Genomic DNA, 22,251 nt, shown 5'->3' on the forward strand with positions numbered 1-22,251 from the left:
CCTAGCCTGCACGCATGGCAGACAATTCCTCCTCCCTCACCGTGCCCCATGTCGTCCGTCGCGAGGACTATCGGCCGCCGGACTGGCTTGTTCCCGACATCGCGCTGGATTTCGATCTCGACGCCGCTGCAACGCGCGTCCATGCAACCTTGTCGGTCACGCGAAATGGCGATCATGACCGGCCGCTGAAACTGGATGGCGACGGCCTCCTGCCGCTGGAGATCAGGGTCGATGGCAACCCCCTCGCCGCGGACCTATGGTCGATGGACAGCGGCGCGCTGGTCATCGCGCTTCCCGACGCCGTTCATATAGTTGAAACGCTCGTGGAGATCGCGCCTCAGGACAACAGCAAACTGATGGGGCTTTATGCCAGCGGCGGCCTCCTCTGTACGCAATGCGAGGCGGAGGGTTTCCGGCGCATCACCTTCTTCCCCGACCGGCCCGATGTGCTGTCGCGCTATTCGGTGCGCATGGCGGCGGACAAGGCGCTCTACCCGGTGCTGCTCGCCAATGGCGATCCCGTCGAGCAGGGAGAGTTGCCCGGCGGCCGCCACTGGGCGCGCTGGAACGATCCCTTTCCCAAGCCCTGCTATCTGTTCGCGCTGGTCGCCGGCGACCTTGCCTGCAATGCCGACCGCTTCGTCACGATGAGCGGGCGGGAGGTGCAACTGGGCATATGGGTCAGGGAAGCGGATCTGCCTCGCACCGCCCATGCGATGCAGGCGCTCAGGAACAGCATGGCCTGGGACGAGCGCGTCTATGGCCGTGAATATGATCTGGACGTGTTCAACATCGTCGCCGTTGCCGATTTCAACTTCGGGGCGATGGAGAACAAGGGCCTCAACATCTTCAATTCACGCTACATATTGGCCGATCCGGAAACCGCGACCGACATCGACTATGACGGCGTCGAGGGGGTGGTGGCGCACGAATATTTCCACAACTGGTCGGGCAACCGCGTCACCTGCCGCGACTGGTTCCAACTCAGCCTGAAGGAAGGCTTCACCGTCTTCCGCGACCAGAATTTCTCCGCCGACATGGGATCGCACGCGGTCAAGCGGATCGAGGACGTCCGCATCCTTCGCGCGGCGCAGTTCCAGGAGGACAGCGGACCGCTCGCCCATCCGGTTCGTCCGGAATCCTATATGGAAATCAGCAACTTCTACACCGCGACCATCTACAATAAAGGCGCGGAGCTGATCCGCATGATGGCGCTGATGCTGGGTCCGGAGCGCTTCCGTGCCGGAACGGACCTCTATTTCGACCGACATGATGGCGAGGCAGCGACCTGCGAGGATTTCGTGCGGGCGATGGAGGAGGGGGGAGAGATCGACCTCGGCCAGTTCCGCCTCTGGTACGAGCAGGCCGGCACGCCTCATGTCCGCGCCCTGCTGACCCACGACCCGGTTGCGCGCAGCGTGACATTGCTGCTGGAGCAGACGGTCCCGCCGACGCCGGGCCAGCCCGAAAAACGGCCCATGGCCATCCCGTTGCGCACGGCTCTGTTCGATCCGGAAACGGGTGAGAACAGGGGCGATGAACTTCTGATGCTGACCGAAGCGCGGCAGAGCTTCACCTTCCAGGGCTGGACGGCCGCGCCCATCCTTTCGATCAATCGCGGCTTTTCCGCCCCGGTCATTGTCGAAACCAATCGCAGCCAGGCCGATCTTGCCTTCCTCTCGGCCCATGACGACGATCCCTTCGCCCGTTATGAGGCGATGCAGCAACTCATGGTCAATGTGCTGGTCGGCCGGATCGGCGGGCAGGCGGTCGATGAGGATGCGGTGATCGCCGCGATCCGCAACGCCGCCACCGATCCGCTGCTAGATCCCGCCTTCGTCGCGGAGGCGATCCGCCTGCCGAGCGAAGCCTATCTGGGCGATCAGATGGCGGTGGTCGATCCCGACGCGATCCACGCGGCCCGGGATGCGCTGCAACGGCGCATCGGCGCCGAACTGGAGCCGCTCTGGCGCGATATTCACGCCCGGACCAGGGCCAATGCCTTCGCCCTGTCGTCAGTCGCCAAGGGCGCCAGGAAGCTGCGCAACACGGCGCTGCTCTATCTTGCAGCTTCCGGCGCGGTCGATGGTCCGACCGTCGCCTTCGGCCAGTTCAGCGAGGCCGACAATATGACCGAGCGGCAGGCAGCGCTCGCGACATTGGCGAACGGCACCAGCGCGGAACGGGAAGCGGCGCTCGACATCTTCTACAACCGCTATCGTGACGATGCGCTGACGCTGGACAAATGGTTCCAGACCCAGGCCTTCGCCTTCCATCCCGATACGGTCGATCTGGTCGAGGAACTGGGCAGGCACAAGGATTTCACCCTGACCAATCCCAACCGGGTGCGCGCGCTCTATGGCGCCTTCGCAGGCAATCAATGGGCGTTCCATCACCCGTCGGGTAAGGGCTATCGTCTGGTGGCGGACTGCATCATCGCGCTCGACAAGCTGAACCCCCAGACCGCCGCCCGGCTGGTGCCGCCGCTCGGCCGCTGGAAACGGTTCGATGAACCACGCGCTGCGCTGATGCGGGCGGAATTGCAGCGCATCCTGCTTGAGCCGGGACTGTCGAAGGATGTGACGGAGCAGGTAAGCAAGAGTTTGGAGTAAAGACGTCCTTCCACCCTGCGCGCCACCCCAGCGAAAGCTGGGATGACGGCCAGGAACGGCGCCCTACCTTCCCGAAGTCGCCAGCCAGGCGGCCACATCCGCCGCCACCTTGTTCGCGGCGGCATTGAGCGGAGCGCCCACGCTGCTGGCGTCGATCTTGCCCCCGATCGGCGCGCTGGCGGTGAAGCGCTGCTTGGCGATGGCCGTGCCGCCCGGCCCGGTGAGCATCGCGTCATAGGTCACGATCGCGCTGTTGCTCGCCTCATCCACGCCGAAATCGACCAGCTCGCCCATCAGCCGCTGCCCGGCGTCGGCGGAATATTGACCGGGGTCGAGCACGATGCGGTTGCTGGTGGCGGCGATGGTTTCGCCCAGCAGCTTCTGGAACAGGTGGCGCGGCGTGTCCGCCCATTGCACCTTCGTCACATAGGCGACCGACGTGGGGGAGGTGATCACCGGCACCCGCACCGTATCCAGCATCTTGGGCGCTTCGGGATCGGCTACCGTGATGGATGCGCCCGCCGATGCGCTGCGCAGCGTGCCCGGGGCGACCTTCTGCGCGGCGTTGAGCGACAGCAGCCGTTCGGGCGGCTTGCCGCCGAAGGACACGCAGCCGGCCAGCATCGATGCGCCGAGGGCCACGGGCATCAGGCCAAGTTTCCTGTGAAACATCATCATGTCCCTCTTATCGCTTGTAATCAGGCAATTTGGGCGATCCGACGATCGATCCCGCACCCTGCTGATCCAGTTTTTCCGCCACGCCGCGGAAGGAGCGCGACATTTCGCGCAGGTCGCGGACCAACTGGTTCACCTCCGGCATGGTCTGGTTGCTGAAGGCGTGGACGCCCGGCTGCGCCTCCGCAATGGTCTTGTCGAGCGTGTCGATGCTGCGCGTGGCCGACTGGATGCTCTTGCGCAGGTCGGCCAGCAGCGGACGGCCCTCATCATTGACCATGGCGTCGGTGGACGCGGCCAGCTTGCCGATCTGTTCGGCGGCGATGCCAGTGCGCTGCACGGCGATGCGCGCCTCGGCCAGCGTTGCCGCGATTTCGGGGCTGCGGTCGGCCAGCGAGCCGGAAATCCGCTCCACATTGGCCAATATGCCGGCGATGGACTGCTGATTCTTGTCGTTCAGCAACTCCGTCAGCCGCTCGGTCAGCGTCGACAGCCGCTCCAGCAACTGCGGGGCGTTGTTGAGCAGCTCGCCCAGCGCCCCCGGCTTGGTCGGGATCACCGGTACGCCATCGGGGCAGGAGGCGAGGGGGTTTTCCGCCGGGCACGTGATCGGTGGCGCGCCCTTGACCGCGCCGTCCAGCACGATTTCCGACACGCCGGTAAAGCCCACCCCGGCAATGGTCGCGGTGGTCCCTTGCAGGATCGGCGTCCCTTCCTTCACCGAAATGCGCACCTTCACGAAGCTGGGATCGCGCTTCCACAGCTCGATCTTCTCGACCTGACCGGACGGGACGCCGGAATAGTTGACGCTCGATCCCTTGGCGAGGCCGTTGACCGACTGTTTGAAGAAGATGTCATATTCCATATTGTCGCCCTGGGAGAGGCGCGAGAACCAGAAAGCCGCGATCATGATCGCCGCCAGCAGCAGCAGCGTGACCGTGCCCACCAGCACATGGTTGGAGCGGGTTTCCATATCCTATCGCCTCTTGTCCTTTTCGCGAGCGACCGCCGCCGTCGCGGCGCGCCCGCGCGGGCCGTTGAAATATTCCTGAATCCACGGATGATCGGTCGCCAGCAGCTCATCGATGGTGCCGACCGCCGTCACCTTTCTGTCCGCCAGCACCGCCACCCGGTCGCAGATCGAATAGAGCGTGTCGAGATCATGGGTGATGAGGAAGACGGTGAGGCCCAGCGTCTGCTGCAATTTGCGCGTCTGGTCGTCGAAGGCGGCCGCGCCGATGGGATCAAGCCCGGCCGTGGGTTCATCGAGGAACAGCAGGTCGGGATCAAGCGCCAGCGCCCGCGCCAACCCCGCGCGCTTCTTCATCCCGCCTGACAGTTCGGCGGGATATTTGGGACCCGCCTCGGCGGGCAGGCCGGTCATGCGGATCTTGTAGGCGGCAATCTCGTCGCGCAGCTTGGGGCCGATGTTCGGATAATATTCGCGGATCGGCACCTCGACATTCTCCGCGACCGTCAGCGTGGAGAACAGCGCGCCGCCCTGGAACAGCACGCCCCAGCGCTTGCGGATCGCCAGCGCCTCATCGTCCAGCCGGCCGATCATCGATTCCCCGAAGACGTGGACCTCGCCCTCATCGGGCGTCTGGAGGCCGATGATGGAGCGCATCAGCACCGACTTGCCCGTCCCCGACCCGCCGACCACGCCCAATATCTCGCCCTTGCGCACGTCGAGGTTCAACCCCTCATGCACGACCTGGTCGCCGAAGCTGTTGCGCAGGTTGCGGACCGATATGGCGACATCATCGCGCTCCAGCGCCTTTTCGACCCGCTCTTCCTCCGCGCTCATCGCTTCTTCGGGCGTCATCAGTTCCAGCCCACCCAGGTGAAGAAGACGGCGAAAAAGGCGTCGAGCACGATGACGAGGAAGATCGCCTGCACCACCGCCGATGTCGTGCGCAGGCCCACTTCCTCGGCATTGGCCTTGACCTGCATGCCCTGGAAACAGCCGGCGAGCGCGATGATGACGCCGAAGACCGGGGCCTTGATCAGCCCCACCCACAGGTCGTGGATCGGCACCACCTCCCGCAGCCGCTGGACGAAGGTGATCGGCGGAATGTCGAGCGATACGGCGCAAAGGAACCCGCCGCCGACGATCGCGACGATGGAGGAATAAAAGCCGAGCAGCGGCATCATCACGACGACGGCCAGCGTGCGCGGCAGCACCAGCGCCTCCATGGGCGACACGCCGATGGTGCGCATGGCGTCGACCTCCTCGGTCAGCTTCATCGTCCCCAGTTGCGCGGCGAAGGCGGAACCGGACCGGCCCGCGACCATGATCGCCGTCATCAGCACGCCGAGTTCACGGAAGGTCAGGCGCCCGACCAGGTTGATCGTCAGCATCTCCATGCCGAACTGGCGGAGCTGCACCGAACCCTGCTGGGCGATGACGATGCCGATCAGGAAGCTCATCAGGCCGATGATGCCGAGCGCCGAGACGCCCACCACCTCGAACCGCTGGACCACCGCATTGATGCGGAACCGGCTGGGATGACGGATGACGTTCCACGTCGCCACCAGCGTTCCGCCGAAAAAGCCGAGCAGGCCCAGCATGGTGCTGCCCGCATTGACCACCGCTTCCCCGATCTGGCCGACGACGCGCTGCCAGGGCGGCACATAGTCGGGGCGGATGTTGACCGGTTCATCGACGCGGCCGACCGCCGCGATCAGCCGTTCCGCATCGCATTTGTCGCCCGTGATCTTGCAGTTCCAGCGCTTGATCGTGCGGTGCAGCACCCACGCGCCGATCGTGTCCATATGTTCCACGCCCGACAGGTCGATGGTGTCGACCGGACCCTCTATCGCGTCCAGCCGGTCGGGCAGATGGTTGAGGCAAGCGATGGACATATTGCCCGAAAGCCGAATGACCGTCTCGCCGTCGCGGACTTCCTGAGCAAGATCAGCGGCTTTGTTCATCAAGGCGGTGGTGTGGTCCATTATCGGTTGCACGGCAAGCCGAAACGGCCCATCCGCACGATCAAACGAAGGGGCACCGCAAAAAGTTTCGGACATGGCATGACGCACAGGCTCGCAATCTACGATATGGACCGCACGGTCACCTTCAGCGGCACCTATACCGGCTTTCTGGTTCATGTCGCGAAACGCATGGCGCCGTGGCGTCTGGCGCTGTTTCCCGGCGTCGTCCTGCTGATGCTGGCCTATGTGCTGAAGCTGATCAGCCGGCAGCGGCTGAAGGAAATGAACCAGGCGCTGATGATCGGCCATAATGTCGAGCGTGCCCGGCTGATGCCGCATGTGGAAAGCTATGCGGCGAAGGTGGTGGCCCATAATGTCCGTGCGGGCGCGTTGGCGCAGATCGCGAAGGACAGGGCGGACGGCTACCGGCTGGTTCTCGCCACCGCCTCCTACCGCCTTTATGTCGAGCCGATTGCCCGGCGGCTGGGCTTCGATGCAGTGATCGCGACCGATCATCTCTCGCAGGATCTGCGCTATGTCCGCGCCAGGATCGCGGGCGAGAACTGCTACGACACCGGCAAGCTGCGCATGATCAAGGCGTGGATGGCGGCCGAGGCGATCGACCGCACGCAGGCGCATATCCGCGCCTATTCCGACCATGTGTCCGACGCGCCCATGCTGGAGTTCGCGGATATTCCCTTCGCGTCCAATCCGCACAAGCCGCTGGCGAAGCTGGCGGCGGAACGGGGATGGAAACGGGTGGACTGGGCGTAAGGCTCGATGGCGGCATAGGATGAGGTCCTCCTGCCTTCGCAGGAGCATGATGCGCGGTTAAATCACCGGCGAAACCAGCGCCTCCCCGGCAAAATGCGCGGCGAGATTCGCCAACAGCATGTCCCGCATCCGCCCGACCGCCTCATAGGTCGCGCCGCCTGTATGCGGGGTCAGCACGATATTCGGCACATCGGCCCAGCGCGCCGCGGGCGTAGGCTCGCTCTTGAACACGTCCAGCGCCGCTCCGCCCAGCCGTCCCTCGCGCAGAGCCGCGATCAGTGCATCCTCATCCACCAATTGCCCCCGCGCGACATTCACCAGCAGCCCTTGTGCCCCCAGCGCGTCCATCACGGACGCATCGATCATCCCGCGATTCTCCTCGGTCGCCCTGGCCGCCACCACCATGACGTCACTGTCCCGCGCCAGCGCCGCCAGACTTTGCGCCCGTGGCCAGCGCAGTTCCGGCTTGTCTCGTGGCCCCCACCATCCGACCCGCATCCGCATCGCCCCGGCCCGTTCGGCCAAGGCGACCCCGATGCTCCCCATGCCGACGATCCCGATCCCCGCGCCCGCCATGGATCGGGTGAGCATCTTCGCGCCCGCGCTCCATTCACCCGACCGCACCTGCCGGTCGCCCAGCACGATCTGCCGCCGGTGCGCGAGGATCAGCCCCAGGGCATGATCCGCGACATCCGCCGCATTCGCGTCCCCCGCATGGGTCACGGCCACGCCGCGCGCCCGTGCCCAGTCGAGGTCCACCCCGTCATAGCCCACGGTGAAACAGGCGATCAGCCGCAGCGCCGCCATCCGCTCCAGCATCGCCGGGTCGAGCCGGAACTCGCCCGCCGTCACCAGCGCTTCGGCCTCCGCCAGCCGCGCCTGCCCGCTCTCCTCCCACAAGGCCATGACGTCATAATGGGGGGCCAGCACGTCCAGCAGCGGCGCCAGATGCGGCTGCGCCACCAGTATCACGGGGCGCGCTTCCCTCATCCCACCGCCCGCAAGGCCTGGGCGAAGTCCGCGATCAGATCTTCCGCATCCTCGCAGCCGATGGAGATGCGCACCATATTGTCGCTGATCGCCAGCGCCTTCTTGCGTTCGGCGGGGACGGACAGATGCGTCATCGCCGCCGGATGGCTCGCCAGCGTCTCTGTCCCGCCCAGGCTGACGGCCAGCTTGGCGATCTTCAGCGCGTCCAGAAAGGCGAAGGCCTCCGCCTCGCCGCCCTTCAGGTAAAGCGAGAAGGTCGATCCTGCGCCCGTGCAATGCCGGCGGTAGATGTCCGCCTGTCGTTCGGTCTCCGGAAAGCCGAGATAGACGACCTTCTCCACCTGCGGCTGGTCCTTCAGCCAGGCGCAGACCCTGGCCGCATTCTCGCCCGCGCGGCTCATGCGCAGTTCCAGCGTCTCCAGCGACCGCAGCAGCATCCAGGCGGAATGCGGGTCCAGGATCGTGCCGATGGTGTTCCGCATCAGCCGGATGGTGTTGATCAGCGCATTGGACCCCAGCACCCCGCCCGCGACCAGATCGCTGTGCCCGCCCGCATATTTGGTGAGGCTGTAGATGACGAGATCCGCCCCATGGCTCAGCGGATGCAGCCAGAGCGGCCCCAGGAAAGTATTGTCGATGGCGATGGGCGGTCGATATTCTTCGCCTGCGAAGGAAAAGTCGCGCCGCGCAACTACCGCCTCCAGATCGACGAGGACATTGGTCGGATTGGCCGGGCTTTCCAGATAGATCAGCGCCACGCGGCCCAGCGCCTTGGCCCGGTCGATCACCGCGCCGATCTCCTCCTCGCTCGCGCCCGCGGGGAAATCCAGCCACTGCACGCCGAACTTGCCGAGGATGCGTCCGATCAGCGATTCGGTCGCGGCATAGAGCGGCGCCGAATGGACGATCACGTCGCCCGGCTGCACCAAAGCCAGCAAGGTCGTTGCAATGGCGGACATGCCGCTGGAAAAGAGCAGGGCGTCCTCCGCCTCTTCCCAGACCGACAGCCGGTCCTCCGCAATCTCCTGATTCGGCCCATTGAAGCGCGAATAGACGAGGCCTTCGGCGCCGCCCGGACGGATGCCGGTCACCCCCTCGAAATGCCGCTTGCCCGCTGCGGCGCTTTCGAAGGCGAAGGTGGAGGTGAGGAAGATCGGCGGCTTCAGCGAGCCTTCGGACAGAGTGGGATCATAGCCATGGCCCATCATCAACGTCGCGGGCTTCAGCTTGCGGCCTTCGATTTCCATGATCGGTTGCTTGGGGCGGCGGCGGTTGCGCGTGGGTTCCGCGCCCGTGAGGTCGGCTTCGGTTTCGCCGTTCATCGATGATCTCCTGCATGTTTGCGGCGTCTGTTGCGCCGCTGCGATGGCAGGGAGTGTAACGCTTTCGGGGGGGAAGGAGCCAGAGCGGATTGTTAGATTATTTCATGAAACCAAAGTTAAATTACTATGCGCTCCATATTCCTGCGCAGGAGCGCGGAGCGTTTTGAGGCGAGGTAGCGTTGAACAGGATGACGTTTATGTCTTCTCATCCTACATCCTCCCCATGAACCAACGCCTACCCGAACCGCTGGAGCAATGGTTCACCTCACGCGGCTGGACGCCCCGCCGCCACCAGATCGACATGCTGAGCGCTGCCCGATCCGGCGACCACGCGCTGCTCGTCGCGCCCACCGGCGCGGGCAAGACGCTCGCCGGCTTCCTGCCGACCCTGGCCGACCTCATCGAAAATCCCGGTGAGGGTCTCCACACCCTCTATGTCTCGCCCCTCAAGGCGCTCGCCGTCGACGTGCGGCGCAACCTTCTGACGCCCATCGAGGAAATGGGCCTGCCGATCCGGGTGGAAACCCGCACCGGCGACACCCCTTCCGACCGCAAGGCGCGCCAGCGCGCCCGCCCGCCGCAAATCCTGCTCACCACGCCGGAATCGCTGTCGTTGCTGCTGAGTTATCCCGACAGCTTCCTGATGTTCCCAGGCCTGAAGACGGTCATCATCGATGAGGTCCACGCCTTCGCCACGCAAAAGCGCGGCGACATCCTCAACCTTTCCCTGTCCCGCCTCCAGAGCATCAATCCGGGCCTTCGCCGCGTGGCGCTGTCGGCGACCGTCGCCGATGTCGATGCCTATCGGGCCTGGCTGGCCCCGGACGGGGACATCGGCGCCGTCACTCCGGTCTTGGGAGAGGCGGGCGCCGATCCCCATGTCGCCATCCTCATCCCCGAAGGGCGCATTCCCTGGTCCGGCCACTCCGGCAAATATGCCGCCCGGCAGGTGATGGAGGAGATCGAGCGCCGCGCCACGACATTGGTCTTCTGCAACACGCGCGGCCTGGCGGAACTGATCTTCCAGGAACTCTGGTCGGTGAACGAGGCGAACCTGCCCATCGCCATCCATCATGGCAGCCTTTCCATCGAAGCCCGAAGGAAGGTGGAGGCGGCGATGGCGGCCGGCAGGTTGCGCGCGCTGGTCGCCACCGCCTCGCTCGATCTCGGCGTCGACTGGGGCAATGTGGACTGCGTGATCCAGATGGGCGCCCCCAAGGGCAGTTCGCGCCTGCTCCAGCGCATCGGGCGGGCCAATCACCGCCTCGACATGGCGTCCGAGGCGATCCTCATCCCCGGCAACCGTTTCGAATATCTCGAAGCCCGCGCGGCGCTGGACGCGGTGGAGGCGGGCGAGCGCGACACCGACGATTTCCGTCCGGGCAGCCTGGACGTCCTTGCCCAGCATGTCATGGGCCTCGCCTGCGCAGCGCCCTTTCGGGCGGAAGATCTGCTGGCGGAAGTCCGGTCGGCCACCCCCTATGGCGCGTTGACGGAGGAAGCCTTTGCCAATGTCCTCCATTTCATCGAGGGCGGCGGCTATGCCCTGCGCGCCTATGACCGCTTCAAGCGGCTGACGCTTGGACCTGACGGTCTATGGCGCGTCTCCCATCCGCGCTTCATCCAGCAGCATCGCCTCAACGCCGGCATCATCGTCGACCAGCCGGCGCTCGCCGTCCGCTTCGCCAATGGGCGCAAGCTCGGCACGGTGGAGGAGGGCTTCGCCGCCACCTTGAGCCCCGGCGACTGCTTCTTCTTTTCCGGCACCGCATTGGAAGTGGTCCGTATGGACAGCACCGACCTCATCGTCCGCGCGACTTCCAGACAGGCACGCATCCCCAGCTGGGGCGGCACGCGCATGGCCATGTCCACGCGGCTGGCCGACCGCGTCCGCCACTTCCTGGCCGAACCGGAGCAATGGTCCCGCTTTCCCGACGATGTGCGCGAATGGCTGGAGGTGCAGAAATATCGCTCGGCCCTGCCCGAACCGGGGCAATTGCTGATCGAGACATTCCCGCATGAGGGACGGCACTATCTGGTCTGCTACAGTTTCGAAGGCTGGAACGCGCATCAGTCGCTGGGCATGCTGCTGACCCGCCGCATGGATGCGCAGGGGCTGATGCCGATGGGCTTCGTTTCCAACGACTATGCGCTGGCCGTTTATGGGCTGAAGCCGATCACCGACCCGCAGAGCCTCTTTTCGGCCGACATATTGGATCATGAATTCATCGAATGGGTCGAACAGTCGAGCCTGCTCAAGCGCGCCTTTCGCGACGTGGCCGTCATTTCCGGCCTGATAGAGCGCCAGCATCCCGGCAAGCGCAAGACGGGTCGGCAGGTCACTTTCTCGACCGACCTCATCTACGACGTGCTGCGCAAATATCAGCCCGATCATCTGCTGCTGAAGGCGGCCTGGGCCGACGCCCGCGCACGGATGACCGACGTGGGACGGTTGGGCGACCTGATCGACCGCGCCTCGGCCACCATGCTGCATGTCGATCTCGACCGGGTGAGCCCGCTCGCCGTCCCCGTGCTGATCCTCATCGGACGCGAGCAGGTCGCCCAGCATGAGGTGGAGGATGCCCTGCTCATCGAGGCCGAAGCCCTGGTTGCGGAAGCCATGCGCCCGGATTGAATGGGTGGTGGAGGCAGCCGGTCATTACGGCATTCATCGCCTCTGTCTTTGGGGAGTGGCGCAGCGGACGGCCATCTTCACCGATTCCAACGCGCGGCGCTTCATCGATCAGACAAAATGAAGAGGGGCCGCGCAGATAAGCTACGCGGCCCCTCTTTCGTTCAGTATTTCGCAGCGCTTCAGGCGGCCTGCTTCTCAGCCTTGTAGCGTTCGATCGCTTCCAGGGTGATGCGCTTGGCGTCTTCCGCGCCGCCCCAGGTGCCGATGCGCACCCACTTCTTCTTTTCCAGATCCTTATAGTGGGTGAAGAAATGCTCGATCTGCTCCATGACGATGCCGGGCAGGTCGTCCTTCTCACCAACGTTCGAATAATAGGGGAAGACCGAATCCGCCGGCACGCAGACCAGCTTTTCGTCGCCGCCCGCTTCATCCTCCAGATTCAGCACGGCGATCGGGCGGGCCGCGACCACGGCGCCGGGAATGAAGGGCGAGCGGGCGATGACCAGCGCGTCCAGCGGATCGCCATCGGGCGACAGCGTGTGCGGCACAAAGCCGTAATTGGCCGGATAGCGCATCGGCGTATGCAGGATGCGGTCCACGAACAGCGCGCCCGACGCCTTGTCGAACTCATATTTGACGGGCTCGCCACCGACCGGAACCTCGATGATGACATTCAGGCTGTTGGGCGGATCGTCGCCCACCGGGATCAGTTCGATATTCATGGGACTTCAAGCCTTTTTCGATACGCGTTGGCGCTACGGGTGATTATGTTTTCGGTTTCAGCAGCCGGTCCAGGCTGCCTTCACCCTCTCCTGTCTTTTCGAGGCGCGGATAGCGCAGGCCGCCGGAATATGCGAGGGTCAAAGTGCGATAATATTTGTCCTGCTTCACTATGATCTGGAGCGGCTTTCCGGACTTGATCGCCGCCTTGAACACATCGCCCGAATATTCATCGCCATTGATCGCGAGGATCTTCGATCCGGTCGCCAGGCCAGCCTTGAAGGCCGGACTGTCCCAGACGACGTTGCTGATCTCGCCGTCATTCTTGACGATCATGCCGATGCCGAAGCTCTGGTCGGTGAACTTGCCCGATCCTTCGGCCGCCTTGGTGATGGCCCCCGGCGTGTCGCCATAGACCAGCCTGTAGCCGCCCAGCGTGAAGCCGCCCTTGGGTGTCTCCCTGGTCGTGCTGTCGACATATTTCTGGAAGAAGCCCGCCCAGTCATAGGGCGCGACTGCGTTGAGCGTCTTGATGACGTCGCCGCGATTATAGACGACCTGTCCCCAATCGCCCGGATTGATGCCGAAAAAGGCCCTGGCGAAATCGTCCAGGCCCTTGGCGCCCCTGGTCTGCTGGCGGATGATCGCATCCGCTTCCAGCCAGATCATCAGGCCTTCATTGTAATAATCCTCCGACCGCTGCCAGCTCGACCAGCCCTTGGGACGGCGGGCGGAGATGATGGGATCATGGGTGGTGTCCTCCATCGGGCGCCACTCGCGGCCCCGCGCCGTATCCAGCTTGGCCGCGATATGGGCATAGGCGTCCAGCGTTTCCTGCTTGGAGAACAGCCCGGACCGCGCCCCCAGCACATAGCCCCAGAACTGCGTCTGCCCTTCATAGACCCACAGCAGATTGTCCTGCATCGGCACGTTGAAATCGGGTGTCCACAGCAGGTCCGGACGGCGGAACTTGCCGTCCCAGCTATGGGTGAATTCATGCGGCAAGAGGTTGCGGTCCAGCAGCGCATCGCCGTCGCCCCATTTCTTGAAATAGCCCGGCTCGACCTGATTCTCCGACGACCGGTGATGCTCCAGCCCGATGCCGCCCATCTCGTCGGTAATGGCGAACAGGAAGTCATAATGGTCGAAATGATAGGTGCCGAACAGCGCGCCCGCTTCATCGACCAGCTTCTTGTGCCTGGCGATCTGGTCGGGTTTGGCGTCCAGTTCGTCGGCATCGTCCGCGACGATGTTGAGCGTCACATTATGGCCGAGGTCCACGGGCTTGAAATGAAGGCCCGCGAACACCGGCGAATCCTGCAAGGCTTCATAGTCGATCGTCTCATAGGCGACGGTCGATCCGGTCTTCTTGCCCCGCAAGGCTGTCGCGGCCTGCCAGCCGTCGGGATAGGTGACGGTCGCCTGGATCGGAATCTGCCGCGTATAATAGCCTGCCGGATAGAGCGACACCGACTCCCACTGGATATTGAGCATCTTGGGCGTGACGACGACGCGGCCCTGATTGGGCTGGGTGGCGGACAGGAACTGAAAGGATGCGACGACCTGTTTCGTCCCCTGCGGCACGTCGATCACAAAGCCATAGACGTTGAGCGGATCGCGCTTCCACGCCAGCGGCTTGCCGTCGGCCGTGAAGCTGAGGCCGGTCAGCTTCTCGATCTGTCCGCGCGGCGCATGGTTGCCCGGCAGCCATTGCGGCATCAGCAGCGTCATCGGCCCGGCGGCGGCGACGGGGATGGTTTCCTTCACCCGGAAGATGCGCTGCACCGTATCGGTGGCGTCGACCTCCAGCCTGATCGTGCCGCCGGGATAGGGCGCATCCTTGGGCGCCGGCGCGGCATAGTCGACCGGCAGCGCCGTAGGTTTGGAGCGGATCGCATCCTGCGCGATCAGCGGGGTTGCGATCGCCGTGGAAAGGAAAAGGGCGGCAGCAAGGCTGCGGATCATGAACATCTCCGAAAAAGCGTGCGGTCGAACGACCGTATAACAACAGCATGGCGAGCCATTCCGCTCTCGTCCACCCCCAACTCTTCTTGGCATATTTTACGACAAAAAAGCGCGTTTCCTTGAGCCGTCTTTATCGTTAAAGGCGCTCCCCCATGGCGAAGATCGAAACCCCGCGCCCGGTGCGCGGCACGCAGGACATGCTGGGCGGCACGAGCGAAGCGTTTCAGGAACGTTTCGCCCATGTGGTCGCGACCTTCGACCGGGTGCGCAGGCTCTACGGATTCCAGCGGGTGGAAGTGCCGGTGTTCGAATCGACGGCGGTGTTCGCCCGCTCGCTGGGCGAAAGCACGGACGTCGTTTCCAAGGAAATGTACACGTTCGAGGATCGCGGCGGCGACAGCATCACCCTGCGCCCGGAATTCACCGCGGGCATTTCCCGCGCCTATATCACCGAGGGTTGGCAGCAATATGCGCCGCTGAAGGTCGCGACCCACGGCCCACTGTTCCGCTACGAGCGTCCGCAAAAGGGCCGCTTCCGCCAGTTCCACCAACTCGACGCCGAGGTCATCGGCGCGGGCGAGCCGGGCGCGGACGTGGAACTGCTGGTGCTGGCCGACCAGTTGCTGCGGGAACTGGGCGTATCGGAAGGCGTGACGCTCAACCTCAACACGCTGGGCGACGGCCCGAGCCGCGAAGCGTGGCGCGCCGCGCTGATCGCGCATTTCGAGGCGCATCGGGATCAGCTTTCGGAAGAGAGCCTTGATCGCCTGCACCGCAATCCGCTGCGCATCCTCGACAGCAAGGACCCACGCGACCGTCCGGTGGCGGACAGCGCGCCGGACATCGACGCCTATCTGACCGATGAAGCGCGCAGCTTCTTCGAAAAGGTGACGGCGGGCCTCGACGCGGCGGGTGTGGCGTGGGAGCGCAACGCCCGGCTGGTGCGCGGCCTCGATTATTACCGCCACACGGCGTTCGAGTTCATCACCGACCGGCTCGGCGCGCAGGGCACGGTGCTGGGCGGGGGGCGCTATGACGGGCTGATCGAGAATCTCGGCGGCCCCTCGACTCCGGCGGTCGGCTGGGCGGCGGGGATCGAGCGGCTGGCGATGCTGGTGGATATGCCGGAGATTGCCGGCCCGACCGTCGCCGTCATACCCATGGGCGAAGCCGCCGAAGTCAGGGCCACCGGCATCATCGCCGACCTGCGCCGCGCGGGCATTGCCTGCGACATGGGCTATCGCGGCAACATGAAGAAGCGGATGCAGCGGGCCAATGCTTCGGGCGCGGCCTGGGCGGTGATCCTAGGGGACGACGAACTGGCGCGGGGCGAGGCGGCCGTCCGCAATCTCGGCACGGGCGAACAGGAAGCCGTCGCCCTAGATGCGCTGATCGGGAAACTGGCAACGCGCTGATGCATATCTCCGCCGAACGCATCGCGCAGATCGAGGCGCGCCGGGACGAGGTGCAGGCGTCGATGACGCGTGCCGACCTCGCGCCGGAGGAGTTCGTGCGGCTGTCCAAGGAATATGCGGAGATCGAGCCGGTGGCGAAGGCCGCCCATGAGGTCCGCCGCTTGCGCCAGGAACTGAGCGCGCTGGAATATATGGCGGGCGGCGAGGATGCGGATTCCGATCCGCTGATGCGCGAAATGGCGCAGGAAGAGATGCAACTGATCAAGAGTCGGTTGCCTGACGCCGAACGCGCCCTCGCGCTGCAATTGCTGCCGAAGGATGCCGCCGATGCCCGCCCGGCCATGCTGGAAATCCGCGCAGGCACCGGCGGCGACGAAGCCGCGCTGTTCGCGGGCGACCTGTTCCGCATGTACCAGCGCTATGCCGACGCGCAGGGCTGGAAGATGGAACTCATTTCCGCCAACGCCTCCGAAGTCGGGGGTTATAAGGAGGTCGTCGCCAGCGTCACCGGCACCGGCGTCTTCGCCAAGCTGAAGTTCGAAAGCGGCGTCCACCGTGTCCAGCGCGTTCCGGTCACGGAAAGCGGAGGACGCATCCACACCTCCGCCGCCACCGTCGCGGTGCTGCCGGAACCGGAGGAGGTCGACGTCCAGATCGCGGACAGCGACCTCAAGATCGACATCTACCGGGCGTCCGGCGCGGGCGGCCAGCACGTCAACACCACCGATTCCGCCGTGCGCATCACCCACTTGCCCTCCGGCATCGTGGTGACGCAGCAGGACGAGCGATCCCAGCATAAGAACAAGGCCAAGGCGATGCAGGTGCTGCGCGCCCGCCTGTATGAGATGGAACGCGAGCGCGCCCAGAGCGAACAGGCCGGTGCGCGCAAGGCGATGGTGGGCTCCGGCGATCGGTCCGAACGCATCCGCACCTATAATTTCCCGCAAGGGCGGGTGACGGACCATCGCATCAACCTGACCCTGCACCGCCTGCCGGAAATATTGGAAGGGCCGGGCCTGTCCGAAGTCATCGACGCGCTGGTGGCGGAGGACGAAGCCGCCCGCCTCGCCCAACTGGACGGCGTGGCGTGATGCCGTCGCCCTCTCAGCACCATCCGTCATTCCCGCGTAGGCGGGAATCCATCTCCCATAAGTTGCGACTTGGTGCAGCGTCTGGAGATGGGTTCCCGCTTTCGCGGGAATGACAAATATGGGGGTCGCTCCAGCCTTGCGTCAGGCAACCGAGCGCCTCGCCCTCATCAGCGCCACCCCGCGCCTCGACGCCGAACTGCTCCTGGCCCACGCGCTGGAGATCGACCGCAACGAGCTGCTGATGCGCCAGCGCGACCTCAGCGTCCCGCCCGGCTTCGAAACGCTGCTCCAACGCCGCCTGACCGGCGAACCCATCGCCTATATCACCGGCGCGCGCGATTTCTGGACGATCAGCCTGCGCGTCACGCCAGATGTCCTCATTCCCCGTCCTGACAGCGAAACGCTGATCGAGGCGGCTCTCGACCATTTCGGCGTGCGGAGTCCCGCCCGCATCCTCGACCTCGGCACCGGTTCCGGCGCGCTGCTGCTCGCGGCGCTCAGCCAATGGCCGCAGGCAAGCGGGGTGGGCGTCGATATTTCCCCGGCGGCGCTGGCGGTCGCCCGGGGCAATGCCGATCGGCTGGATCTCAGCGAACGCGCCGATTTCCGGATGGGCGACTGGGCGGAGGGAATGGACGGCTCCTTCGACCTGATCCTGATCAATCCACCCTATATCGCCCGCGACGTTGCGTTGGCGGGCGACGTCCTCCATGAGCCCGAAAGCGCCCTTTTCGCAGGCGCGGACGGGCTGGACGACTATCGCCGGATCGCGCCGATGCTGCCCCGGCTGCTGGCGCCGGACGGGATGGCCGCCATCGAGATCGGCTACGACCAACGGCTCAGCGTCTCCACCCTGCTTGCCGATCAAGGACTTAGCGTCGCGGTCCGCCACGATCTCGCCGGTCATGACCGCTGCCTGATCGCAACCCTGGCTCCATCCGTCTGACCCGGCGAAGGATTTGCGCCGGCACAAGCTAAAATTGCTTGGTTTATGGCCGGGAAGCCACTACATGGAGCTTAGGGACGGCACTATCCTGAGGATCTGCCCTGTGGGGCCGCGACAAGAAAAGGCCGTTTTCCCGCTCCTTCAAAGTCACGACGGCGCTGCTGCGCAGGCGCCTCTGGCAGGTCAAGGGCATAGGCCGATCGCTCGGCCCCTGCCTGGCGGAGCCTTATCCGGCCTGATGGTCAGGCCGTGCTGAAGGATGGCGACTGAACAGTGTTTTTCCGTGAATGATGGCAAAGTGAACGCAAGGATCAGCTCTTGATCAACAACAGGCAGGCCGGTCGCCGGAATCGCGGCCGGAACAACAATAATGGCCGGCCCAACGGTGGCAATCGGGGCGGCGGTGACAATGGCAACCGGATCGACAGCCGCGCGCGCGGCAATGCGGCCCAGCTTCTTGAAAAATACAAGAATATGGCGCGCGATGCCCAGATGGCGGGCGATCGGGTGAATGCGGAATATTATCTGCAGTTTGCCGACCATTATTTCCGCGTGCTGGCCGACAATCGCGCCCGTCAGGAGGAGCAGCAGCAACGCTTCCGCCCGCGCGACGAAAGCTTCGACGAGAATTTCGACGATTTCGATGCCGGGGACGAAGCGGGCGAGGACGGGCGCGCCGATCAGGCGAGCGACCGCGGGCAGGACTTCGATCGCCGTCGGGACGAGCAGCGCGATTATCGCGAAGGCCGGAACGACCGCAATCGGCGCGATCGCAATGACCGGAACGACCGCAACGATCGTAACGAACGGCGTCGGGAACGCTCGCCGGTAGAGGAAGTGGCCATCGAGGAAGCCGTGGAACAGCGGCAGCCCGAAACCGCGCCTCAGCCGTCGGCCCCCGCGCAGGCCGCTCCGGAATCGCAGCCCGAGGCTGAGGCTCCCCGCGCCCGTCGCGGACGTCCGCGCAAGGCGGCGGCCGCGCAGGAGGAAGGCCAGGGCGGTCTGGACTTGGCGGTGCTGCCGCCCTCGATCGCGCGCGCCGACAATGATGCGGAACCTGCCGCTGAAGCCCCGCGCAAGCGCACCCGCCGGGCCCGGCCTGCTGCTGAAGCCGCCGAATAGGCGCCGGTTCCGCCCGGATGGGTGGGGACGAGCGTCAAGAAAAGGGGACAGTGCCGCTGCGCTGTCCCCTTTTTCATGCTTCCGGCGCGGCCTTGACGGGATCAGGCAGTGGGCAGCGGACGCGGCCGGTGATTTTCATCCAAAGCGACGAAGGTGAACAGTCCGCTGGTCAGTTCAACCTTCGTCTCCTGCGGTCCCCGCGTCGCGACGACATCGATCCGGATGGCGACCGATGTCCGTCCCCGCCTTTCCTCATGGGCATAGACCGACACGATGTCGCCCAGCAGGATCGGGGCAATGAACGTCATGCCCTCTATCGCGACGGTCGCTACGGCGCCCCGGGCGATCCGGGCGGCGATGATGCCGCCGGCAATGTCCATCTGGCTCAACACCCAGCCGCCGAAAATATGCCCATTGGCGTTGATGTCCGTTATGTGCGGCACCACGCGCAACACCACTTCGCCCTTTTCGTCAGTCATCACTGGAAACCTCATCCTTCATCCGGTCGATGACCTGTTCGTCATGTCCCGTTCCGCTCGACAGAAATGCCAGCGCCATCAGACCCGTCCCCAACATGAACGTCAACCAGACGCCCAATATGGTGGCGATGACCATATGGATCGGCATGGGGCCCGCCCACCAGTGCAGGAAGAGCAGCGCCGCCCCGACGCACAATGCGCCGCCCAGCGCCATCCATCCCATGATGCGGCGGAACCGCCGCCATGCGACCTGCGCGACCTGCGGGTCATCAAGTCCTTGTCTGTGCGTCATCCCTTTCCTTTGGAGTGTGAAAGTGGGATCATCAAGGGACTGAGGCATTTAGCCGGCAGGCAGGGAGACGGACCATGACGATCGCGGCGATTCTGCAACGCAAGGGACAGGATGTCGTCCAGGTGCAATCGGGCGACACGGTCCTGTCGGTGGTGCAATTGCTGGCCGAGCGGCGGATCGGCTGCGTCCCGGTGGTGGATGACGGCAAGGTGGTCGGCATCTTCTCCGAACGCGACCTGGTCTATCGCGTGGCGCAGGAGGGGGCAGGGGTTCTGGAGCGTCCGGTGGGGGAGATCATGACGGCTCCGGCGATCACCACGGACGAGCGGACGCCCGTCATCCACTGCCTGTCGCTAATGACGAAGCGGCGCATCCGGCATCTGCCCGTCGTGGTCGACGGCGCGCTGGTCGGGCTGGTGTCGATAGGCGATCTGGTGAAGTTCCGCATCGATTCGATCGAATCGGAAGCGGCCGCCCTGCGCGACTATATCCAGACCGCCTGACCCGTTTCAGGCGGGCGCCTCGACCGGCGGGGCCCGCCGAACGACCAGCGCGACCAGCTCCATCAGCGTCCCCTGCGCGCACAGCATCAGGGCGGCCAGAAAGGCAAGCCCGCCTGCCGGCACCAATATCCCCAGCCGGATTGGTGCGGCGAGGGGCGGCAGCAACCGGTCGACCGCCATCACCGCCGCAGCCATCAACAGCGAGCAGCCAAGCCCCGGTGCGGTCGCCCGCATCAGGTCGATCAGCCGCAACCCCATCGGCGCGCCCGCCAGCTGGGCGGTGATCAGCGTCAGAATCGGGAAAGCGCACAACCATGCCCAGGCCAGCCCCATCGCCCCGAATCGAATCCCGATGAAGAAGGCCGCCGGCATCAGCACCGCGCCCACCGCCGACACCCGCGCCGTCGTCCCCGGCCGGCCCAGCGCATTGCTGACCGGCGCGAACATCACCTGCAACGTCATGAACGGCATGGCGAGCGCCAGAATCGCGACGAAAGGCGCCATGTCCCGCCACTTCGCGCCGAACAGCGTCTCGACCAAAGGCCCCGCCGTCGCCGCCATGCCCAGATAGACCGGGCAGCTAATCAGCAGCAGCAGCCGCACCGCCTTGCAGAAGGACCATGCGATTCGCGACGGGTCCTTCTGCATCCGCGCATAGGCAGGAAAGGCCACGTCGTTGAGCGGCGGGATGAATTTGCTGACGAAGATCTGCGTCAGGAACAGCGCTTCGGCATAAAGGCCCAGTTGATGCGGTTCCAGCACCCGCCCGCCGATGAAGATGTCGGCCTGACTCTGCACGATCCAGAAAAGCTGCCCCCCCAGCAGCGACGCGCCATAGGCCACCATCGCTCCGGTCCCGCGGAAATCGAAGCTGGGAATCGGCATGAACCCGGTCGCCAGCACATAGCCTATGCCCTTGACCCAGAATCCCGCAATCGGCGCGAACACCAATGTCCAGACGCCCCAGCCCGACAGCGCCCCGGTCAGCGCCACCGCCGCCGACGCGATGGCCGCGATCAGGTTGACCAGCGCGGGCCGCCGGAAATCCATCGCCCGGCCCATGATCGCCTCGGGAATCGAGATGAAGGGCGTCGACAGATAGAGCAGCGCCTGCACCCGCAGCAGATCCGCAACCATGGGCTGCTCATAATAGGCAGCTGCCAGCGGAGCGACCGCAAGCTGGGCCAGGGCAAGTCCGCCGTTCAGCAACAGCATGATGCCGAAGGCCTGCCGCAATTTGTGCGTCTCGACGGTTTCGGACTGCACCAGCGCGCTCACCAGCCCATAGCCGTTGAGGAAGGTCGCGAAGTTCAGGATCACCTGCGTCATTGCGAACAGACCGTAATCGGCGGGATCGAGCATTCGAATCACGGCCAATGTCACGACCCAACTCAGCATCTGCGCCACGATCTGGCTGCCCGACCGCCAGAGGATCGCGCTTCTTATCTTCGAGCCAAAACCGGCGTCGCTTGCGTCGGCGTCCTGCAAACCCATCTTCATTCCTGTTTTCCGGACCGTTCATGGCCGCGGGGTCCTTCTATCCGGCAAGTCCCAAAAAATTCTGAAATAAAATTGCAAAAAGGGTTTGACGGTTCGGGAAGCCCTCCATATATGCCCCTTCACCGACGCGGCGCTGCCCCACAGGGACGGCGGAAACGACGGTCGCCAACAGGAACGGACGCTGGTCTCCCGGAACGCAAGGAACGGGGTAGGACAGCTGTCCGGTATGGTTGTCGGCTCTTTGACATTGTTGATTGATGAAGGGACATGTGGGCG

The 22,251-nt window shown here is 64.8% G+C and carries 19 protein-coding genes; 8 read left to right on the top strand and 11 right to left on the bottom strand.

Annotation, left to right across the window (positions count from 1 at the left end; translation table 11 throughout):
- The first annotated feature begins 14 nt into the window (after window positions 1-14).
- Complete coding sequence (gene pepN, locus TZ53_RS04750; RefSeq protein ID WP_044660604.1) at window positions 15-2,612, top strand: aminopeptidase N; 2,598 nt, start codon at window positions 15-17, stop codon at window positions 2,610-2,612.
- 63 nt (window positions 2,613-2,675) lie between these two features.
- On the opposite strand, the gene TZ53_RS04755 is transcribed toward pepN, so the two are convergent.
- From TZ53_RS04755 to TZ53_RS04770, 4 genes are read right to left on the bottom strand one after another with little or no spacing between them, the layout of a single operon-like run.
- A complete protein-coding gene (locus TZ53_RS04755; RefSeq protein WP_083198959.1) occupies window positions 2,676-3,290 on the bottom strand; it encodes an ABC-type transport auxiliary lipoprotein family protein in 615 nt (204 codons plus the stop codon).
- A 7-nt stretch (window positions 3,291-3,297) separates the two neighbouring features.
- Window positions 3,298-4,260, bottom strand: coding sequence for an MlaD family protein (locus TZ53_RS04760; protein WP_044660606.1), 963 nt, complete (start codon window positions 4,258-4,260; stop codon window positions 3,298-3,300).
- Window positions 4,261-4,263: 3 nt separating this feature from the next.
- Window positions 4,264-5,112: an ABC transporter ATP-binding protein gene (locus TZ53_RS04765; protein WP_044660607.1), complete on the bottom strand. Its 849-nt coding sequence runs from the start codon at window positions 5,110-5,112 to the stop codon at window positions 4,264-4,266.
- Window positions 5,112-6,221, bottom strand: coding sequence for an ABC transporter permease (locus TZ53_RS04770; RefSeq protein ID WP_044662860.1), 1,110 nt, complete (start codon window positions 6,219-6,221; stop codon window positions 5,112-5,114). The genes TZ53_RS04765 and TZ53_RS04770 overlap by 1 nt, the downstream gene beginning before the upstream one ends.
- A gap of 99 nt (window positions 6,222-6,320) precedes the next feature.
- On the opposite strand from TZ53_RS04770, the gene TZ53_RS04775 reads away from it, so the two are divergent.
- Window positions 6,321-6,995, top strand: coding sequence for an HAD family hydrolase (locus tag TZ53_RS04775; protein WP_025550761.1), 675 nt, complete (start codon window positions 6,321-6,323; stop codon window positions 6,993-6,995).
- Window positions 6,996-7,052: 57 nt separating this feature from the next.
- Here the strand turns inward: TZ53_RS04775 and TZ53_RS04780 are convergent, their stop codons facing one another.
- Together TZ53_RS04780 and TZ53_RS04785 are read right to left on the bottom strand one after the other, a co-directional pair.
- Window positions 7,053-7,985 (bottom strand): 2-hydroxyacid dehydrogenase, encoded by a 933-nt coding sequence (locus tag TZ53_RS04780; protein ID WP_044660608.1) that lies wholly within the window; start codon window positions 7,983-7,985, stop codon window positions 7,053-7,055.
- Window positions 7,982-9,307: a cystathionine gamma-synthase family protein gene (locus tag TZ53_RS04785; protein WP_044660609.1), complete on the bottom strand. Its 1,326-nt coding sequence runs from the start codon at window positions 9,305-9,307 to the stop codon at window positions 7,982-7,984. The genes TZ53_RS04780 and TZ53_RS04785 overlap by 4 nt, the downstream gene beginning before the upstream one ends.
- 223 nt (window positions 9,308-9,530) lie before the next feature.
- Here TZ53_RS04785 and TZ53_RS04790 point away from each other — a divergent pair, with 223 nt between their 5' ends.
- A complete protein-coding gene (locus TZ53_RS04790; RefSeq protein WP_044660610.1) occupies window positions 9,531-11,942 on the top strand; it encodes a ligase-associated DNA damage response DEXH box helicase in 2,412 nt (803 codons plus the stop codon).
- A 179-nt stretch (window positions 11,943-12,121) separates the two neighbouring features.
- Here TZ53_RS04790 and ppa read toward each other — a convergent pair whose 3' ends face one another.
- Window positions 12,122-12,664 carry an inorganic diphosphatase gene (gene ppa / locus TZ53_RS04795; RefSeq protein ID WP_025550754.1) on the bottom strand — a complete coding sequence of 181 codons (543 nt, stop codon included), beginning with the start codon at window positions 12,662-12,664 and terminating at the stop codon, window positions 12,122-12,124.
- A 43-nt stretch (window positions 12,665-12,707) separates the two neighbouring features.
- Entirely contained in the window at window positions 12,708-14,627 is a 1,920-nt protein-coding gene (locus TZ53_RS04800) for a M61 family metallopeptidase (RefSeq protein ID WP_044662861.1), read from the bottom strand.
- A gap of 152 nt (window positions 14,628-14,779) precedes the next feature.
- Here TZ53_RS04800 and hisS point away from each other — a divergent pair, with 152 nt between their 5' ends.
- The 4 genes from hisS (at window position 14,780) to TZ53_RS04820 (ending at window position 19,201) form a co-directional block, all read left to right on the top strand.
- Window positions 14,780-16,042: a histidine--tRNA ligase gene (gene hisS, locus TZ53_RS04805; protein WP_044660611.1), complete on the top strand. Its 1,263-nt coding sequence runs from the start codon at window positions 14,780-14,782 to the stop codon at window positions 16,040-16,042.
- Window positions 16,042-17,133 carry a peptide chain release factor 1 gene (gene prfA, locus TZ53_RS04810; RefSeq protein WP_044660612.1) on the top strand — a complete coding sequence of 364 codons (1,092 nt, stop codon included), beginning with the start codon at window positions 16,042-16,044 and terminating at the stop codon, window positions 17,131-17,133. Before hisS ends, prfA begins: the two co-directional genes overlap by 1 nt.
- A 118-nt stretch (window positions 17,134-17,251) precedes the next feature.
- Window positions 17,252-18,079: a peptide chain release factor N(5)-glutamine methyltransferase gene (gene prmC / locus TZ53_RS04815; protein ID WP_044660613.1), complete on the top strand. Its 828-nt coding sequence runs from the start codon at window positions 17,252-17,254 to the stop codon at window positions 18,077-18,079.
- A 318-nt stretch (window positions 18,080-18,397) separates the two neighbouring features.
- Window positions 18,398-19,201 carry a DUF4167 domain-containing protein gene (locus TZ53_RS04820; RefSeq protein WP_044660614.1) on the top strand — a complete coding sequence of 268 codons (804 nt, stop codon included), beginning with the start codon at window positions 18,398-18,400 and terminating at the stop codon, window positions 19,199-19,201.
- Window positions 19,202-19,302: 101 nt separating this feature from the next.
- On the opposite strand, the gene TZ53_RS04825 is transcribed toward TZ53_RS04820, so the two are convergent.
- The gene (locus TZ53_RS04825; protein WP_025550743.1) at window positions 19,303-19,680 is read right to left on the bottom strand and encodes an acyl-CoA thioesterase; all 378 of its coding nucleotides are present in this window, start codon (window positions 19,678-19,680) and stop codon (window positions 19,303-19,305) included.
- The gene (locus TZ53_RS04830; protein ID WP_044660615.1) at window positions 19,673-19,972 is read right to left on the bottom strand and encodes a hypothetical protein; all 300 of its coding nucleotides are present in this window, start codon (window positions 19,970-19,972) and stop codon (window positions 19,673-19,675) included. Before TZ53_RS04830 ends, TZ53_RS04825 begins: the two co-directional genes overlap by 8 nt.
- Before the next feature lie 74 nt (window positions 19,973-20,046).
- On the opposite strand from TZ53_RS04830, the gene TZ53_RS04835 reads away from it, so the two are divergent.
- Window positions 20,047-20,475, top strand: a complete 429-nt coding sequence (locus TZ53_RS04835) for a CBS domain-containing protein (protein WP_044660616.1) — start codon at window positions 20,047-20,049, stop codon at window positions 20,473-20,475.
- A gap of 6 nt (window positions 20,476-20,481) precedes the next feature.
- Here the strand turns inward: TZ53_RS04835 and TZ53_RS04840 are convergent, their stop codons facing one another.
- On the bottom strand, window positions 20,482-21,969 hold the full coding sequence (locus tag TZ53_RS04840; RefSeq protein ID WP_172668300.1) for a lipopolysaccharide biosynthesis protein: 1,488 nt from the start codon (window positions 21,967-21,969) through the stop codon (window positions 20,482-20,484).
- Between the last annotated feature and the right edge of the window lie 282 nt (window positions 21,970-22,251).

This window comes from Sphingobium sp. YBL2, assembly GCF_000943805.1.
GTDB classification, from domain to species: Bacteria; Pseudomonadota; Alphaproteobacteria; order Sphingomonadales; family Sphingomonadaceae; genus Sphingobium; species Sphingobium fuliginis.

Coding starts and splice junctions, on each gene's coding strand:
- pepN (WP_044660604.1), top strand. CDS start 15: ATGGCAGACAATTCCTCCTCCCTCACCGTGCCCCATGTCGTCCGTCGC.
- TZ53_RS04755 (WP_083198959.1), bottom strand. CDS start 3,290: ATGATGATGTTTCACAGGAAACTTGGCCTGATGCCCGTGGCCCTCGGC.
- TZ53_RS04760 (WP_044660606.1), bottom strand. CDS start 4,260: ATGGAAACCCGCTCCAACCATGTGCTGGTGGGCACGGTCACGCTGCTG.
- TZ53_RS04765 (WP_044660607.1), bottom strand. CDS start 5,112: ATGACGCCCGAAGAAGCGATGAGCGCGGAGGAAGAGCGGGTCGAAAAG.
- TZ53_RS04770 (WP_044662860.1), bottom strand. CDS start 6,221: ATGAACAAAGCCGCTGATCTTGCTCAGGAAGTCCGCGACGGCGAGACG.
- TZ53_RS04775 (WP_025550761.1), top strand. CDS start 6,321: ATGACGCACAGGCTCGCAATCTACGATATGGACCGCACGGTCACCTTC.
- TZ53_RS04780 (WP_044660608.1), bottom strand. CDS start 7,985: ATGAGGGAAGCGCGCCCCGTGATACTGGTGGCGCAGCCGCATCTGGCG.
- TZ53_RS04785 (WP_044660609.1), bottom strand. CDS start 9,307: ATGAACGGCGAAACCGAAGCCGACCTCACGGGCGCGGAACCCACGCGC.
- TZ53_RS04790 (WP_044660610.1), top strand. CDS start 9,531: ATGAACCAACGCCTACCCGAACCGCTGGAGCAATGGTTCACCTCACGC.
- ppa (WP_025550754.1), bottom strand. CDS start 12,664: ATGAATATCGAACTGATCCCGGTGGGCGACGATCCGCCCAACAGCCTG.
- TZ53_RS04800 (WP_044662861.1), bottom strand. CDS start 14,627: ATGATCCGCAGCCTTGCTGCCGCCCTTTTCCTTTCCACGGCGATCGCA.
- hisS (WP_044660611.1), top strand. CDS start 14,780: ATGGCGAAGATCGAAACCCCGCGCCCGGTGCGCGGCACGCAGGACATG.
- prfA (WP_044660612.1), top strand. CDS start 16,042: ATGCATATCTCCGCCGAACGCATCGCGCAGATCGAGGCGCGCCGGGAC.
- prmC (WP_044660613.1), top strand. CDS start 17,252: ATGGGGGTCGCTCCAGCCTTGCGTCAGGCAACCGAGCGCCTCGCCCTC.
- TZ53_RS04825 (WP_025550743.1), bottom strand. CDS start 19,680: ATGACTGACGAAAAGGGCGAAGTGGTGTTGCGCGTGGTGCCGCACATA.
- TZ53_RS04830 (WP_044660615.1), bottom strand. CDS start 19,972: ATGACGCACAGACAAGGACTTGATGACCCGCAGGTCGCGCAGGTCGCA.
- TZ53_RS04835 (WP_044660616.1), top strand. CDS start 20,047: ATGACGATCGCGGCGATTCTGCAACGCAAGGGACAGGATGTCGTCCAG.
- TZ53_RS04840 (WP_172668300.1), bottom strand. CDS start 21,969: ATGGGTTTGCAGGACGCCGACGCAAGCGACGCCGGTTTTGGCTCGAAG.